Annotated in this window: 18 protein-coding genes; 4 read left to right on the top strand and 14 right to left on the bottom strand. The window is 52.3% G+C overall.

Annotation, left to right across the window (positions count from 1 at the left end; translation table 11 throughout):
• Positions 1 to 85 precede the first annotated feature (85 nt).
• From dacD to OGY68_RS15975, 4 genes are all read left to right on the top strand, one after another.
• Positions 86 to 1,258 (top strand): serine-type D-Ala-D-Ala carboxypeptidase DacD, encoded by a 1,173-nt coding sequence (dacD, locus tag OGY68_RS15990; protein WP_032941959.1) that lies wholly within the window; start codon positions 86 to 88, stop codon positions 1,256 to 1,258.
• Between the two features lie 123 nt (positions 1,259 to 1,381).
• Positions 1,382 to 1,849 carry a DNA gyrase inhibitor SbmC gene (gene sbmC / locus OGY68_RS15985; protein ID WP_008785156.1) on the top strand — a complete coding sequence of 156 codons (468 nt, stop codon included), beginning with the start codon at positions 1,382 to 1,384 and terminating at the stop codon, positions 1,847 to 1,849.
• A gap of 107 nt (positions 1,850 to 1,956) precedes the next feature.
• On the top strand, positions 1,957 to 3,015 hold the full coding sequence (locus OGY68_RS15980) for an FUSC family protein (protein WP_008785155.1): 1,059 nt from the start codon (positions 1,957 to 1,959) through the stop codon (positions 3,013 to 3,015).
• 238 nt (positions 3,016 to 3,253) lie between these two features.
• Positions 3,254 to 3,589, top strand: a complete 336-nt coding sequence (locus OGY68_RS15975; protein WP_003834176.1) for a DUF496 family protein — start codon at positions 3,254 to 3,256, stop codon at positions 3,587 to 3,589.
• A 40-nt stretch (positions 3,590 to 3,629) separates the two neighbouring features.
• On the opposite strand, the gene OGY68_RS15970 is transcribed toward OGY68_RS15975, so the two are convergent.
• From OGY68_RS15970 to pduJ, 14 genes are all read right to left on the bottom strand, one after another.
• Positions 3,630 to 4,496, bottom strand: coding sequence for a GHMP family kinase ATP-binding protein (locus OGY68_RS15970; protein WP_057067505.1), 867 nt, complete (start codon positions 4,494 to 4,496; stop codon positions 3,630 to 3,632).
• 92 nt (positions 4,497 to 4,588) lie between these two features.
• Complete coding sequence (locus tag OGY68_RS15965) at positions 4,589 to 5,803, bottom strand: acetate/propionate family kinase (RefSeq protein WP_008785153.1); 1,215 nt, start codon at positions 5,801 to 5,803, stop codon at positions 4,589 to 4,591.
• Positions 5,788 to 6,240 carry a propanediol utilization protein PduV gene (gene pduV / locus OGY68_RS15960; protein ID WP_008785152.1) on the bottom strand — a complete coding sequence of 151 codons (453 nt, stop codon included), beginning with the start codon at positions 6,238 to 6,240 and terminating at the stop codon, positions 5,788 to 5,790. Before pduV ends, OGY68_RS15965 begins: the two co-directional genes overlap by 16 nt.
• A gap of 4 nt (positions 6,241 to 6,244) precedes the next feature.
• A complete protein-coding gene (gene pduU, locus OGY68_RS15955; protein ID WP_057067506.1) occupies positions 6,245 to 6,595 on the bottom strand; it encodes a propanediol utilization microcompartment protein PduU in 351 nt (116 codons plus the stop codon).
• Positions 6,595 to 7,149, bottom strand: coding sequence for a propanediol utilization microcompartment protein PduT (gene pduT / locus OGY68_RS15950; protein ID WP_003030201.1), 555 nt, complete (start codon positions 7,147 to 7,149; stop codon positions 6,595 to 6,597). The genes pduU and pduT overlap by 1 nt, the downstream gene beginning before the upstream one ends.
• Before the next feature lie 2 nt (positions 7,150 to 7,151).
• On the bottom strand, positions 7,152 to 8,507 hold the full coding sequence (gene pduS, locus OGY68_RS15945; protein WP_057067507.1) for a cobalamin reductase PduS: 1,356 nt from the start codon (positions 8,505 to 8,507) through the stop codon (positions 7,152 to 7,154).
• Positions 8,504 to 9,616 carry a 1-propanol dehydrogenase PduQ gene (locus OGY68_RS15940; RefSeq protein ID WP_057067508.1) on the bottom strand — a complete coding sequence of 371 codons (1,113 nt, stop codon included), beginning with the start codon at positions 9,614 to 9,616 and terminating at the stop codon, positions 8,504 to 8,506. Before OGY68_RS15940 ends, pduS begins: the two co-directional genes overlap by 4 nt.
• 10 nt (positions 9,617 to 9,626) lie before the next feature.
• Positions 9,627 to 11,012, bottom strand: coding sequence for a CoA-acylating propionaldehyde dehydrogenase PduP (pduP, locus tag OGY68_RS15935; protein ID WP_057067509.1), 1,386 nt, complete (start codon positions 11,010 to 11,012; stop codon positions 9,627 to 9,629).
• On the bottom strand, positions 11,009 to 12,016 hold the full coding sequence (gene pduO / locus OGY68_RS15930) for a two-domain cob(I)yrinic acid a,c-diamide adenosyltransferase PduO (protein ID WP_057067510.1): 1,008 nt from the start codon (positions 12,014 to 12,016) through the stop codon (positions 11,009 to 11,011). The genes pduP and pduO overlap by 4 nt, the downstream gene beginning before the upstream one ends.
• A gap of 8 nt (positions 12,017 to 12,024) precedes the next feature.
• Positions 12,025 to 12,300, bottom strand: a complete 276-nt coding sequence (locus OGY68_RS15925) for a EutN/CcmL family microcompartment protein (protein ID WP_003030211.1) — start codon at positions 12,298 to 12,300, stop codon at positions 12,025 to 12,027.
• 3 nt (positions 12,301 to 12,303) lie between these two features.
• Positions 12,304 to 12,795 (bottom strand): microcompartment protein PduM, encoded by a 492-nt coding sequence (gene pduM / locus OGY68_RS15920; protein WP_008785146.1) that lies wholly within the window; start codon positions 12,793 to 12,795, stop codon positions 12,304 to 12,306.
• Positions 12,792 to 13,424 (bottom strand): phosphate propanoyltransferase, encoded by a 633-nt coding sequence (locus tag OGY68_RS15915; protein WP_008785145.1) that lies wholly within the window; start codon positions 13,422 to 13,424, stop codon positions 12,792 to 12,794. The genes pduM and OGY68_RS15915 overlap by 4 nt, the downstream gene beginning before the upstream one ends.
• Complete coding sequence (locus tag OGY68_RS15910; protein WP_048235096.1) at positions 13,424 to 13,888, bottom strand: BMC domain-containing protein; 465 nt, start codon at positions 13,886 to 13,888, stop codon at positions 13,424 to 13,426. Before OGY68_RS15910 ends, OGY68_RS15915 begins: the two co-directional genes overlap by 1 nt.
• A 24-nt stretch (positions 13,889 to 13,912) precedes the next feature.
• On the bottom strand, positions 13,913 to 14,188 hold the full coding sequence (gene pduJ / locus OGY68_RS15905) for a propanediol utilization microcompartment protein PduJ (protein ID WP_001057752.1): 276 nt from the start codon (positions 14,186 to 14,188) through the stop codon (positions 13,913 to 13,915).
• Positions 14,189 to 14,195: the final 7 nt, after the last annotated feature.

Raw genomic sequence — 14,195 nt, 5'->3', positions numbered from 1 at the left:
TATGTCACATTTTCTTGCAATTTATCCATGTTTGTTCGCCAGAACTTCCGTAAAAAGAACGGCTATTTCTCCATTTCCTGAGGACATGCTGTTGAAACGCCGTTTGTTTATTGCCGCTTCACTATTTGCGATGAGTTTTTCGCCCGCGTACGCGACCGACGTCGCCAGTTTCGCTCCACAGCCTCCGGCAATTAATGCCGGTGCGTGGGTATTAATGGATTACACCACGGGCCAAATCCTGACAGCCGGAAATGAACACCAGCAGCGCAACCCTGCCAGCCTGACCAAGCTGATGACCGGCTATGTTGTTGATCGCGCAATCGACAGCAAGCGTATTAGTCCGACAGATATTGTCACCGTAGGGCGCGATGCCTGGGCGAAAGATAATCCGGTATTCGTCGGTTCATCCTTAATGTTCCTGAAAGAAGGGGATCGCGTTTCTGTGCGCGATCTGAGTCGCGGGTTAATTGTTGATTCCGGTAATGATGCCTGTGTGGCGCTGGCGGATTACATCGCCGGAGGGCAGCCGCAGTTTGTCGCGATGATGAACAACTATGTGCAAAAGCTGAACCTGCGGGACACGCATTTTGAAACGGTACATGGTCTGGATGCGCCAGGTCAGCATAGCTCAGCTTACGATCTGGCCGTGCTGTCGAGAGCTATCATCCATGGAGAGCCGGATTTCTACCATATGTACAGTGAAAAAAGCCTTACCTGGAACGGAATCACGCAGCAAAACCGTAACGGTTTGTTGTGGGATAAAACTATGAACGTCGATGGTCTGAAGACAGGACATACCTCCGGCGCTGGATTCAACCTGATTGCTTCTGCCGTTGATGGGCAGCGCCGCCTGATTGCAGTTGTGATGGGGGCGGAGAGTGCGAAAGGGCGTGAAGACCAGGCGCGAAAACTGCTGCAATGGGGACAACAGAACTTCGATACCGTGCAGGTATTACGTAGCGGTAAGCAGGTTGGTATTGAACGGATCTGGTACGGCGATAAAGAAAAAATTAGCCTTGGCACAGAGCAGGATTTCTGGATGGCCCTGCCTAAAGCCGAAGTCGCTAATATCAAGGCAAAATATGTTCTTGATAAGAAAGAACTGGTTGCCCCCATTGCTGCCCATCAACGTGTGGGGGAAATTGAACTCTACGATCGGGATAAACTGGTGGCGCACTGGCCTCTGGTTACGCTGGAGTCTGTCAACGAAGGCGGCGTCTTCTCGCGTTTGAGCGATTACTTCCACCACAAGGCGTAGTTTTTCCTGATGTGCCTGACTGGCAAGAGTGCGAATCTGCTCACATAATAATCACTGATTCCTTGTGGCCGTCATACCTAAAAATTACACTGTATATAAATACAGTGTAATAACGGAGGTTATATGGAGTACGAGATAAAGCAGGTCGAGAAACGCATAATTGCCGGTTTTCACATGGTTGGACCGTGGGAACAAACGGTAAAGCAGGGTTTCGAGCAGTTAATGATGTGGGTCGACGGTAAGCAGATCGTACCGCTGGAATGGATAGCCGTTTATTACGACAATCCTGACGTTGTTCCGGCGGAAAAACTGCGTTGTGATACCGTGGTGTCGGTGCCTGAAGGTTTTGAGATCCCAGAAAACAGCGAGGGGGTGATCCAGACCGAACTGGCGGGGGGCGACTATGCTATCGCCGTTGCGCGCGTTGAAAATCATGACTTCGCGACGCCGTGGTATCAGTTCTTTGAGCGCCTGCTGCAGGATTCGACGTATGCGATAGCCGCTAAACCTTGCTTTGAAGTTTATATGAACAATGGCATGGAGGACGGCTACTGGGACATTGAAATGTACGTGCCGGTACAGTCGAAGTAACTGTTTTTGGTGTAAATCAGGATGAATGTCCTGGTCATCAGAGTGATGTTTTCACTCAAAAAACAGGTACAATTCTGTTCTTTGCAATTCCCTGACGGAGTGCATGAGTGCGTGCAGATAAGTCACTGAGTCCTTTTGAAATTCGTTTGTATCGTCATTATCGTGTGGTGCATGGTGTTCGCATTGCGCTGGCGTTTCTTTTTACTTTTCTGTTGGTTCGCCTGTTGAACATTCCTGAAGGTACATGGCCTCTGATTACGTTGGTGGTAATTATGGGGCCTATTTCCTTTTGGGGGAACGTTGTCCCCAGAGCGTTTGAGCGTATTGGCGGGACAATTCTGGGTTCGGTACTTGGGCTGGTGGCCCTGCGTCTGGAGCTCTTTTCACTTCCGCTAATGCTGATATGGTGCGCGGTGGCGATGTTTCTCTGCGGCTGGCTGGCGCTGGGTAAAAAGCCGTATCAGGCGTTGCTGATTGGTATAACGCTTGCGGTCGTTGTGGGTGCCCCCGCTGGAGATATGAACACAGCGTTATGGCGCGGTGGCGATGTTATTCTGGGTTCATTACTGGCAATGCTGTTTACCGGTATCTGGCCGCAGCGGGCATTTATACACTGGCGAATTCAGCTGGCGCATTGCGTAACGGGGTACAATCGGGTGTATCAGGCTGCGCTATCTCCCAACCTGCTGGAGCAACCGCGACTGGAGAAGCATTTACAACAGCTTTTAAGCGATGTTGTCAAAATGCGTGGGCTCATCGTTCCTGCCAGCAAAGAAACCCGCATTCAAAAATCCATCTTTGAAGCTATTCAGACGGTTAATCGTAACCTGGTCTGCATGCTTGAGCTGCAAATCAATGCGCTCTGGGCCAGCCGTACAAGCCACTTTGTTATGTTGAATGCGCATACTTTGCGTGAAACACAGCTCAGGACACAACAGGCGCTACTGACGATAACCCACGCATTGTATGAAGGTAATCCACAACCGGTGCTTGCCAATACGGAAAAACTCAATGACACCGTGGTGGAGTTACGTCAGCTTATTGCTGAGCATAAGGGCGATAATGTCGCTGAAACGCCCATTCACGGCTACGTTTGGCTAAATATGGAAATGGCGCGACAGCTGGAGTTGCTCTCTCATTTGATCTGTCGCGCGCTGCGCAAATAAAGAGCAGATGAGGGGATTGGTTCTACTGCTGCTTCGATTCAGCAACGAATAGAGGTATGATACTGAAAAAGGCTAAAACCATTGGTAACTGCAATGGCTTTACCCTCGATAATTCAGGTTTCAACCATGCATGGTCGATGCAGATGCAACTTGAAGTATGGCGGGCATGAAAGTAATGTTGACCCACTTTAGCCGTTGTTTTAACGAATCCGAATCTCACATTATCAGGGGTGTAAAAATGGAAACTACCAAGCCTTCTTTCCAGGACGTGCTGGAATTTGTTCGTCTGTTCCGTCGTAAAAACAAACTGCAACGTGAAATCCAGGACGTTGAGAAAAAGATCCGTGACAACCAGAAACGTGTTCTGCTGCTGGACAACCTGAGCGACTACATCAAGCCTGGAATGAGCGTGGAAGCGATTCAGGGCATTATCGCCAGCATGAAAAGCGATTATGAAGATCGTGTTGATGATTACATCATCAAAAACGCTGAGATCTCTAAAGAGCGCCGCGACATCTCTAAAAAGCTGAAAGCGATGGGCGAAGTGAAAAACGGCGAAGCGAAAGCCGAGTAACGATTTTATGCTTGTCCGGGTCGCTGCTTAGCGGCGGCCCTTATTGCAGTTCGACCCCGCCAGTTACCATCCGCAACAAATGCTGTTCCGGCCAGTGTTCCGTCAATTTTTTCTGCGTCAGCATCCATTTAATGTAGTCCACATCATGACGCTTTCTGTCGAGCATCAGACCGACTACGCTGCCACTGTGCGCAACGTTGATACCGTATAAATCACATTCTTCTACCAGCGCTAAAAGTGAATCAAAATTTGGTTTAGGTAACAGCAACTGGCTGGCGATCGCGCTCAGCGTGGCGGCTTCACCCATCCGATAAGGATTTTGACTGATACATGCTTCCTGTACCTTTTCCCATGCGCGTTTCAGCGCTGGAGCGCCTGCAAGTAACCCTGACTGGCGTGGAGTACGGTGATAATCAGCGGTAAGCAAGGTTTCCGGGCTTTCGAGAACCAGCAGATCGAGTTGAGGCTGGGCTTCACAGGCAATTTGCGTGGAGGCGTCGTTGTGATCGAACAGCGTAAGCTGGCGGAAAACGGTGCTGTCGGTAGGTTCCAGCGAAACGCAAAGCTGCGCCAGAGTGGATTCGTCTAGCTGATGACCCAGATACTGCGCCGTGGCGATTGCCGTGGCGGCGATATCCGCTGTGCTGCTGGCCATCCCTTTAGCGACAGGAATGGTTGACTGGACATCAATTCGAATATCCTGACTCATTTGTGCCGGGTATTGCCAGTGCAGCAATAACCTCTCAACCATCGCCCGCGAAAGTGGACGTTCATCTGTCAGCGGTGAACCTGAAGTGACCTCAACGGTGCTATACCATTCAACCGGGCAGGAGACCAATTTCTCACTGCCCAGAATCCAGCCCTGGATAAGTTCTCCGCACGATGCGGGACATTGCGCAACAGCCACGTCTTCACCTATGTGATCAGAAATCTTCGGCGCATAGTGTCATGGCGATCGCGCTATTACCATGATTTGCCGCAATTTGCGGTGCGGCAGTATTATGCAGGAATGCCCAATGTCACAGTTTCAGATATCGCTAAACGCATAACGTCTTGCGCAATCATCAGCTCTTCATTGGTATTAATCACCGCCACTTTGACCATCGCATTTTCCGTCTGAATGAAGGTGGCATTACGCTGATTTTTTTCCTCATCAACGGCCAGCCCCAGGAAATTCAGATTACGACAAATCGCAGCGCGCGCCCGTGCGGAGTTTTCGCCAATACCACCGGTAAACACCAGGGCATCCAGACCGCCCATCTGCATAATATAGCTACCAATGGTGGCACGAATGCGCTCAGCAAAAAGCGTCAACGCCAGCGCCGCCTGGTGATTGCCCGTATCTGCGGCATGTTCAACGTCGCGGTAGTCAGGTGAGATGCCAGAAACACCGAGCAATCCGGACTCATTGTTGAGCAATTGGTTGAGCTGCTGCGGTGTTTTGCCTTCTCGCAGGGCAATCCACGGTAAAATGGACGGATCGATATCGCCACTTCGCGTGCCCATCATCACGCCAGACTGCGGCGTAAAGCCCATTGACGTATTCACCGATTGTCCGCCTTTGATGGCGCAGATGCTGCTGCCGTTGCCCAGATGACAACAAACAACGCGCAGGGCGCTGAGTGGTACACCCAGTTTTTCAGCAAGCTGTGAGCTAACGTATTTGTGGCTGGTACCATGAAAACCATAGCGACGAATACCCAACTCTGCATAGTAACGCCAGGGCAGGGGATAGATGAAAGAAGGCTCATCAAGCGTTTGATGAAAGGCGGTGTCGAACACCGCAACGGCTGGTGTTTTGGGCAATAGCTGGCGGAATACCGCGATCCCCAACGCATTTACCGGGTTATGCAGAGGGGCCAGTTCCGCGAGTCGCTCGATTTCTGCCAGCGTTTCATCAGTTACCAGCGCGGAGTCTTTAAAGGATTCTCCGCCGTGCGCGACGCGATGGCCCACGCCGTCGATCTCTTCCAGACTGTTGATAATGTGGTGGTTGAGCAGTTTTTCCAGGAGCAACGTTACGGCTTCACGGTGATCGGCTACGGGCAAAGTCTCCTGCCATTTCTGCGCTGGCGTTTTTAGGGTGACCTGCGCATCCGACAAACCGATACGTTCAATCAACCCCTGACAGATCATTTCACCCTGCGGCATCGCCAGTAGTTGAAATTTAAGCGAGGAACTACCTGCATTAATGGCCATTATTTTGTGAGACATGAAGGTTCCTTTGCATTCAGAAAAATGAACATCTCATCGACCCCAGTATTCTCCAGCGCGCTGGTGACAAATACTTTTTGCGCACCAGCCTGAACTAACCAACTCTCCACAAGAGAAATACGCTGCGGATTGGCTAAATCGGCTTTGGTAACGAGGCCAATAACGGGTCGGTTCATTGGTCCGGTAAAACCGGGAGAAAATGGTGACCACGGCGCGTCAGCATTGAGTACCAGCGCAATAATGTCTGCTTCACAGGCGCTGGCCAGCAGCGCACTGTACAGGCAGCGGTTCTCAAGATATTCACCCGGTGTGTCTATTGTCGTAGGAGACCAGACTATGGCCTGGGTCTTCTGATAGTGAAGCGCCTCTCCCCGCATGCACTGCGTGAGCGACGTTTTACCGCACTGGCTGGGGCCAATTAGCATGATACGTTTCATGAGATTACGTCCGGGTGATGGGACACGCGGTAAAATGCATCATTTCGCCGAGCGTTCGGGTTACCTGTTTCAGCGCGTACTCAACGGCGGAAACATCACCCGTCAGTACCACCGCGCCGGTAAACCGGTCGAGAAAACCAATCTCTACCGCCCCGGATTTCGTGGCGATATCACAGGCGATGATTGAGGCTTCGCTGGGGGTAATGGTCAGAATACCGATTGCGGAAACCGAATCTGGTAATCCCAGCTTCTTGAACAAATCTTTACCTGGATTAGCAATAAGATGCGCCAGCGTGACCTGTTTGCCAGGTACATATTCCTGAATCATTCGATCCGTGGTGGGTTGTCTTTCCATTATCCCTCCACCATTTGTCGCCACATGCTTTCATGCGGGCGAGGTATGACCGAGCGGTAAACCAGCAGGCCTTTTTCACCCGCACTTTCACTGGCAACCGTCACTGCGTTATTCACATCGGATACATCGCCAGCAACGACCATGTAGCACTTGCCGCCAATACCAAATGCCATATGGACGCGTACCAGCGTGACGTTGGAGGCTTTAACCGCCCGGTCGGCGGCGCAGATGCAGGCAGCAACGCTCCATGTTTCGACAATACCAACAGCCTGACGCTTATCCACGCTGTTTAGTCCGCTGATTGCGGGGAGTACGCTGGCATGAATGTTGGGGAGTACCAGACTGTCAACGAGCATATCGCCAGCAAGAGATGTTCCAGTGGCAATCGCCTGTTGTACGGCACCTACGTCACCACCGAGCATGAGTAGAAATTTTCCCGGGCAGATGGTCTTGCTGACCAGTAAATTCACATTCGCGCTTTTTAACATGGCATCACCAGCTTCCATCCCTTTGGCAATGCTGGTGAGTTCTAAAATCCCTATAGCCTGAGACATGATTAACCTCTAATTACCGTGATAGATTGCTCAGTGATTTCGCTGACAATACCGTCAATGCTGGCGTGAACAGGCGCACCTAATGCACCGGACGGCACATCGGCAACGCATTGACCGCGAACAACGCGTTCGCCTTGTTCTACACATGGGATGGCGCTGGCACCAATATGCTGGCGTAACAACAGCGTCGTTTTATCTGTGGAATAATCATTCTCAGCCAGTGGCGCATCGTGATACCAGTCGCTAAGACCCAGTTTGGTAATAAGGCGCTTAACCGGGATCAACCGGTATTTCGCCATTTCATCCTCAGGATTTAGCGGCCCTTCATAACGATGGTTGAGCGCCCGCAGCTCGCGTTTCAGCATACGGTTGATGCGCATCGGTGAAATCCCAACCGGGCAGGCTACGCTTTCACACACATTGCATTCTGAACAGGTCAGGGCGGTGAGCAGCAGCTGTGGTGTGGCCGCCTGCTGATAATTAACCGCACGAACCAACAGGTGCGGGGATAATTCATGGCCGATCAAATGCCTTGGGCACAAATCCGTACACAAACGGCACTGCTCGCAAACGGTTTTTGCTACAGAAAGCACGGTGCGTTCATCCTGCATCCGCCGCTGAATTAACGCATGAGACTTAGGCAAAACCAGCAGGCCCCCGGTGGTCTTGCTTACGGGGGTATCCAGTGAAGTAATCAGGCCGCCCATCATCGGACCACCGTTAATAAAGCCGGGATCGTCAACGGTTGCGCCACCGGCCAGCGCCAGAACGTCACGTAAAGACATTCCGATAGGGACAGTGAGTGTGATGGGACTGGCGACTGCACCGTTAACGGTCAGGGTGCGACGCGTAACGGGGTACTGCTGCTCAACTGCTCTGGCGATGTTGAGCACGGTCTGAACGTTATTGACCACCACACCGACGCTGACCGGCAGCGCGGCAGGCGGAACTCTCCGACCTGTTGCCATCCAGATGGTCAGAACCTCGTCACCAGCCGGGTAGACATCAGGCAAAATATGTAAGCGGATCCCGGCAGGTAGAAGGGGGGTTAATGCATTGATAGCACCTTGGTATTTCTCCTTGAGCGCAATAATTCCGGCACTGGCTCCCGTCGCCGTCATGGCATATTGAACGCCGCGGATAAGTCGCTCAGCCTGGACGGCCATCAACTGCTGGTCAACTTTCAGCATTGGCTCACATTCAGCCGCATTGACCAGAAAGGTATCGACCTGCGCCTGTAATTTTACGTGAGTAGGAAAGCCTGCGCCTCCGGCTCCGACAACACCCGCTGCGCGAACGCGTTCGCGAATGGTCTGTGCATCATAAAGCGTGGACTCTGCCGTCATGGCTGTCTTCATAATAATTCCTCAAGCAGTTCCTGCATGGCACTGGCATCGGCAACACGAGGATTGGTTTGCAGCGTGACGTCAGCCAGCGCGGCCTGAACCATCGATGGGATACGTTGTGACCAGACTTGCTTTCCGTCTTTAAGCGCGTCAACGAAAGAAGGTAACGCACACTGTTTTTTGAGAAGCTCAATTTGATGAATGAGCGCATTCAGCGCAGCCGTATCGTTCGCATTATCCGGGCATAAATGGCAGGCTTTAGCAAAACGGGCATAGCGCTTCGCAGCTCGCGGATCGCGGGCATTAAAATAAATGACATGGGTCAGCAGCAGCGCATTGGCAAGTCCATGCGGCAGATGAAACTGACCACCCAATTGATGGGCAATCGCATGATTGATCCCCAGTCCAGCCTGACTAAATGCCATTCCCGCGAGCGTTGATGCATTGTGCATTTTCCCCCGCGTTGCCAGACAGTCGCCTTTGCTGACGGCGACAGGCAGGTACTGGAAGACGATTTGAGCCGCTTTTTCAGCCAGTGCGTCTGTGAAGTCGCTGGCCTTCGTGGACACGTAAGCCTCCAGTGCATGCGTTAACACGTCCATGCCGGTATTCGCGGTGATGGCAGGTGGTACGCTGACAACCAACGTTGGATCAAGGATGGCCATGTCCGGGTAAAGTGCATTATTAAACAATGGATATTTAATGCCTTTATCCGGATCGCTAATCACGCAGGCACTGGTTACCTCGGAGCCTGTGCCGCTGGTGGTGGGAATTGCGACACAGGTTTCAATTTCAATACCGAACTGTCGGCTGAACCAGACGATGGCTTTTGCGGCGTCCAGTGCTGAGCCGCCACCAAAACCCATCACGACGTCTGGTTGTAGGGACTGCATTTGTGCAATCCCTTGAACTACCGTGCCGATGGTGGGATCGGGGGTGATATCGCTGAAAATGCTGATGCGGTTATCCGCTGGCAGAGCGTTGCGCAGCTTTTCAATCAGGGGAGAACGCGCGAGAAAACCATCGCAGATAATCCAGATATGCTTATTCGTGAAGCGCTTGAGCACATCCAGACTTCCCTGGCCGCTGTACAATCGAGTTTGCAGTGAAAAGCTTTTCATAACGGCCCCATTAGCGAATAGAAAAACCGTTTGTCAGCACGCAACGACGAGAGCGTGCGAAAGTGCGCGCAGATGTTGTTCCTTCACCGGTTGGCGTCGCAATAGTGAAGGTTGTAAAACCTTCACCACCAACGCCGATCCCGGCGTAAGAGGGGCCATTTTTCACAAAGATGGAGGTCTGAAGCGTGCGCGCGGCAAGGTTCAAACGTGACACATTTTGCGAATGCATAATGGCGGTGTGATGCAATCCCTCTTCAACTTTCAGGGCCAACGTTAATGCACTGTCAAAATCGCTCACCGTTACGACGGGGAGCATTGGCATCAATTGCTCGCTGGTAACCCACGGGTCGTCAGCCTTGACGATGCCTGTCAGTAATCGAGGTACTTTTGCCGGAACCGGTATTCCTGCTGCTTCCAGTAAGGTTGCCGGGCTTTTACCCACCAGTTTTTTATTGGCTATGCCTTCTGGTAGACAGACAGCGCGCAGTTTGTCTACCTCTTCGCTATTGAGAAGTATCGCACCAAAAGACTGCATCTGTTGAACCAGTCGTTCGGCAACGGCATCAACAACAATCAGGCTCTTCTCAGCGATGCAGGGGAGGTTGTAATCAAAGGATGCGCCATTGATGATATCCTCTGCCGCCTTAACCAGGTCGGCCGTTTCATCAACAATGCAGGGTGGATTTCCTGCGCCTGCGCCGATGACTTTTTTCCCGCTTTTCATGCCCATAGCAACAATGCCTGGGCCACCGGTAATCGCGAGAACTGCGATTTTAGGGTGCGCCATCATCTGCTGGGTAGCCTCAAAGGTGGGTTCTGTGACCGTAACGACAAGATTACGAATTCCGCAGCAACGGAAAGCAATATCTTCAATCATGGCAATCAGCTTGAGTGAAACCTTTTTGGCACCCGGATGCGGACTGAAGTAAACGCTATTCCCTGCCGCCAGCATGCTGATGCTGTTGTTAATAATGGTCTCTGTCGGGTTAGTACTGGGGGCGACAGAACCAATCACGCCAAATGGGGAATACTCGAATAACACCATGCCGCCGTCACCGGTTAACGCCGTGGTAGTGAGATCTTCGATTCCTGGAGTGTTGTCCAGCGCGGCTTTATTTTTAAGGAACTTATCCTCTTTGTTGCCCATTCCTGTTTCAGCTGCGCTCTCAGCGGCCAGTGAAGCAAGATGAGGCGTCAGTTCTTCGCGTAGGGCGTTTATGATGGCGCTGCGGGTTTTCAATGGACATTGCTGGTAACGCAGAAAAGCCTGATGCGCTGCATCGATAGCTTCGCCAACGGACGGAAAAATACCGTTACCCTGAACTTCTGCTTTTGCCGGGGCGAGTTGCTCACTCAAAATGTTACGAATAAGGGTTTCAAGTTCTGAAGTATTCATTGATGTGTTCTCACGTTAATCGCCGCAATGGCCGTTTCTGCAATGTCCATATCCTGTTCAACGCTTCCTCCGCTGATGCCAAGACCCCCGAGGAGTAAACCCTCACGCCATAATGCGTATCCGCCACCGAAGGTGACGACTTTTCCCTGCATATGGCTTTCCAGACCGTAAAGCGCAGCGCCGGGTTGCACTGCCGATGTCAGCTCATGTGTGGCGGTTTTCATCGCCACGGCAGTCCAGGCTTTTTTGGGTGCCAGTTCGCTACTCACGAGTAAAGCGTCAGGCATGCGCCAGGCCACCATTTGGGTTCCGTTGGCATCAACAATGCTAATGACGACCGGAACCTGAAGTTCTTCTGCTCTCGTCACCGCAGCGCGAGTGAGTTGGTGGAGCTCCTGAAAAGACAGAGACATAGTCGGCTCCTTTATGGCTGGTGCTTGAACGGCAGCGAGATAGCGCTCAGCCACTTTCTGAATGATGTCGTTTTGATGGGCGTCATGATCTTCTGCTCGTGCAAGCGCATATAAGCAGTCGGACAGGCGATTGATATAACGCATCAGCACGTGTCTGACGGATATATCGGTGGAGAGCTCGACCAGTCGTCTCTCTGCGCGGCGTGCCAGCGTACGGGCAAAGTGCAGTCGGCTGGCGGCTTCGCTGCGGCCAGGTAGAATAAAGCTGCGCAGGGGCGGTACTCTTCCCATTGCGGTATCGATGGCAGCTTCCAGTGCCGCAATTTCTTCTGAGCTGATGTAGCGCTGCTCTGGCGTTGGTTCTTCGCTTTCGCTTGCCAGTTCGGCGCTGAACCAAAAAAGCTGCAGCTGGATATTTTCAAGTAACTGCCGGTGCTGCGGGGTTTTCGCTGCACAAACGCACAGACTTAGCGCCGCATTCAGTTCGTCCAGCGTACCGTAGGCTTCCACGCGTGGATGCGTTTTGCTCACGCGCTGTCCGGTAAAGAGGGCTGTTGTTCCGGCATCACCAGTGCGGGTATAAATCGCCATAGTTCCTCCTAACGAGAAAGCGTGTCGACAATGCCGACGATAGCCAGATCGATGGCCTCATTAGGGCCAGAAAAAACGTGTCTGGCGCTGGATCCGCTGCTGAGTAATACCAGTTCGCCGGTCCCTGCGCCGACAGAATCAACAGCGACTTCATCTCCACTCACAGGGGATGCAGGAAGCTCTCCGTCAGCACTTACCCGACGTACCAGCAACAGTTTTTTTCCCACCAGTGATGGGGATTTTTGCGTGGAAACCACAACGCCTGTAACCCGGGCCAGATGCATAGCTCACTCCTGCTTAATTAGTTGGACATTTCGCAGACTGACAGCTTCCTGAGCCAGAGCCGTCACAACACACCGACGGCGCAACACCAGTACGCCATCCCTTAATTGGGCGACGTCGGCATAGCTGAGAAGCTTCTCAGGATGCAAAAAGATGATTCGTCCCCGTTCGTCATTGAACTCCAGCGGCAGACGTGCGAGTTTTTTCACGGGGATTGCGGGTAACAATCGGTGTTGTAGTGAAATTTTCACGCGGACTCCGCATGCCAGCGCGTCGTGAATCTTTCCCACCGACATGTTGGCTGGGCAGCCTTCGGCAATTTGTTCCAGTAATGGCAGATCCACTTGCTGGAGATGGAGCGACGAGTACTGGCAGCATACTGTCCGTGAATCGATTTCCCGTAACTGCGCGACGCTAAGAGTGAGCGTGCTTTCCGCGCGTTTTTTTAATCGGGAAACAACCTCCTCGATAATGCGTTGCAGCAGTTCGTTGTTCATCGTGAGGTCACCAGTGTGGCGAATGCCTGGGGATTATCAGCGCCTGCAGCATTGGCTTCGTCTGTATCAATATGCATTTCGAGGCGCATATCCGGCGAAACGCGTACGGCGACGTTATCGAAAATCAGTCGACGTTCATCGCCATTAATGGCGACCGAGACTTTATCACCATGGGAAACCCGCAGAATCAGAGCATCGAGCGGCGACATATGGATATGCCGTTGGGCGACGATCACCCCAGATGCTAAGTCCAGTTCAGCAAATGGGCTGACGAGACGAACACCGGGTGTGCCCTGAATATTGCCCGACATCCGCAGCGGAGCAGCAATTCCCAACGTGCGGGCGTCGGTACGAGAAATTTCGACCTGGCTGGTACTGCGCAGCGGGCCGAGTAAACGCACATTTTTTAACTGGCCTTTTGGCCCCACCAGCGTGACAGTCTGCTCTGCTGCATATTGTCCTGGCTGCAACAGCCCTTTTTTCTCACTAATGGGGTGATTGGGAAACAAGCGACCGTAATCTTCAGCGCACAGATGAATATGACGATTAGAGATCCCCAGCGGAATCGGGCGCTCGCGCATTTCATCCAGAACCTTAGCGACAGTGGTCTCCAGTTGCTGTTTATCCATTACGCTTCACCTCGTTTGCCAGAGTGAAGACAAAGCGTGCGCGGCTCGCCTTTTTGGCGAGGGCAGGCAGGATCAAGACACAAATTGCAGCTAATCAACTCTGCATCTTGCGGTGCTTCGGGTACATCATGGTCTACAAATATCTCTTCATGCGCTACGGCTGGTATGGGTTCGGGCGTTGGCTCAGGCTCCAGGACAACGCTATGCGACAGGATCCCATCCCCGGGTCTGGAAATGACTTTGTGAGCCACCAGTCCATCTCGCTGGTCAGCGAAACTGACACCGGTGGAAATGGCCGCCTGGACGGAGGCCACATCCCCGATTATCTTGATCACCGTCCAGCCTGAGCCGTTGGTTTTTTCGAGGCCCACCAGCGTGATGGAGGCGGCTTTCGCCATGACGTCCGCGCAACTGATGGCTAATGCCAGACCACTAACTTCAAGTAATCCCAGTGATTGCTTCACGCTGTGCTCCTTGGTTGCAACGACTTATGCGGATTTAGGTAAAATGGCTTCAACGTCGCTGTGCGGACGCGGGATAACGTGGCAGGATTTCACCTCACCAACGGCGCTTGCGGCTGCGCTTCCAGCATCTACGGCTGCTTTCACTGCGCCGACATCACCGCGAACCATAACGGTGATAAGGCCAGAGCCGATTTTTTCGTAACCAACCAACTGCACGTTTGCGGATTTCACCATGGCATCAGCGGCTTCAATAGCGCCGACAAGCCCTTTTGTTTCAACCAGTCCCAGTGCGTTATTCATACTGCTT

The sequence above is a fragment of the Citrobacter sp. Cpo065 genome (assembly GCF_030332805.1).
Classification (GTDB): Bacteria; Pseudomonadota; Gammaproteobacteria; order Enterobacterales; family Enterobacteriaceae; genus Citrobacter; species Citrobacter portucalensis.
This window is presented reverse-complemented; position numbering and strand designations above follow the sequence as displayed.

What these genes read in the sequence shown, in the direction of transcription:
- OGY68_RS15940 (WP_057067508.1), bottom strand. Translation starts at nt 9,616, where the DNA reads ATGAAAAGCTTTTCACTGCAAACTCGATTGTACAGCGGCCAGGGAAGT.
- sbmC (WP_008785156.1), top strand. Translation starts at nt 1,382, where the DNA reads ATGGAGTACGAGATAAAGCAGGTCGAGAAACGCATAATTGCCGGTTTT.
- OGY68_RS15925 (WP_003030211.1), bottom strand. Translation starts at nt 12,300, where the DNA reads ATGCATCTGGCCCGGGTTACAGGCGTTGTGGTTTCCACGCAAAAATCC.
- pduV (WP_008785152.1), bottom strand. Translation starts at nt 6,240, where the DNA reads ATGAAACGTATCATGCTAATTGGCCCCAGCCAGTGCGGTAAAACGTCG.
- OGY68_RS15975 (WP_003834176.1), top strand. Translation starts at nt 3,254, where the DNA reads ATGGAAACTACCAAGCCTTCTTTCCAGGACGTGCTGGAATTTGTTCGT.
- OGY68_RS15965 (WP_008785153.1), bottom strand. Translation starts at nt 5,803, where the DNA reads ATGTCTCACAAAATAATGGCCATTAATGCAGGTAGTTCCTCGCTTAAA.
- pduJ (WP_001057752.1), bottom strand. Translation starts at nt 14,188, where the DNA reads ATGAATAACGCACTGGGACTGGTTGAAACAAAAGGGCTTGTCGGCGCT.
- pduU (WP_057067506.1), bottom strand. Translation starts at nt 6,595, where the DNA reads ATGGAAAGACAACCCACCACGGATCGAATGATTCAGGAATATGTACCT.
- pduT (WP_003030201.1), bottom strand. Translation starts at nt 7,149, where the DNA reads ATGTCTCAGGCTATAGGGATTTTAGAACTCACCAGCATTGCCAAAGGG.
- pduM (WP_008785146.1), bottom strand. Translation starts at nt 12,795, where the DNA reads ATGAACAACGAACTGCTGCAACGCATTATCGAGGAGGTTGTTTCCCGA.
- pduO (WP_057067510.1), bottom strand. Translation starts at nt 12,016, where the DNA reads ATGGCGATTTATACCCGCACTGGTGATGCCGGAACAACAGCCCTCTTT.
- OGY68_RS15915 (WP_008785145.1), bottom strand. Translation starts at nt 13,424, where the DNA reads ATGGATAAACAGCAACTGGAGACCACTGTCGCTAAGGTTCTGGATGAA.
- pduP (WP_057067509.1), bottom strand. Translation starts at nt 11,012, where the DNA reads ATGAATACTTCAGAACTTGAAACCCTTATTCGTAACATTTTGAGTGAG.
- pduS (WP_057067507.1), bottom strand. Translation starts at nt 8,507, where the DNA reads ATGAAGACAGCCATGACGGCAGAGTCCACGCTTTATGATGCACAGACC.
- dacD (WP_032941959.1), top strand. Translation starts at nt 86, where the DNA reads ATGCTGTTGAAACGCCGTTTGTTTATTGCCGCTTCACTATTTGCGATG.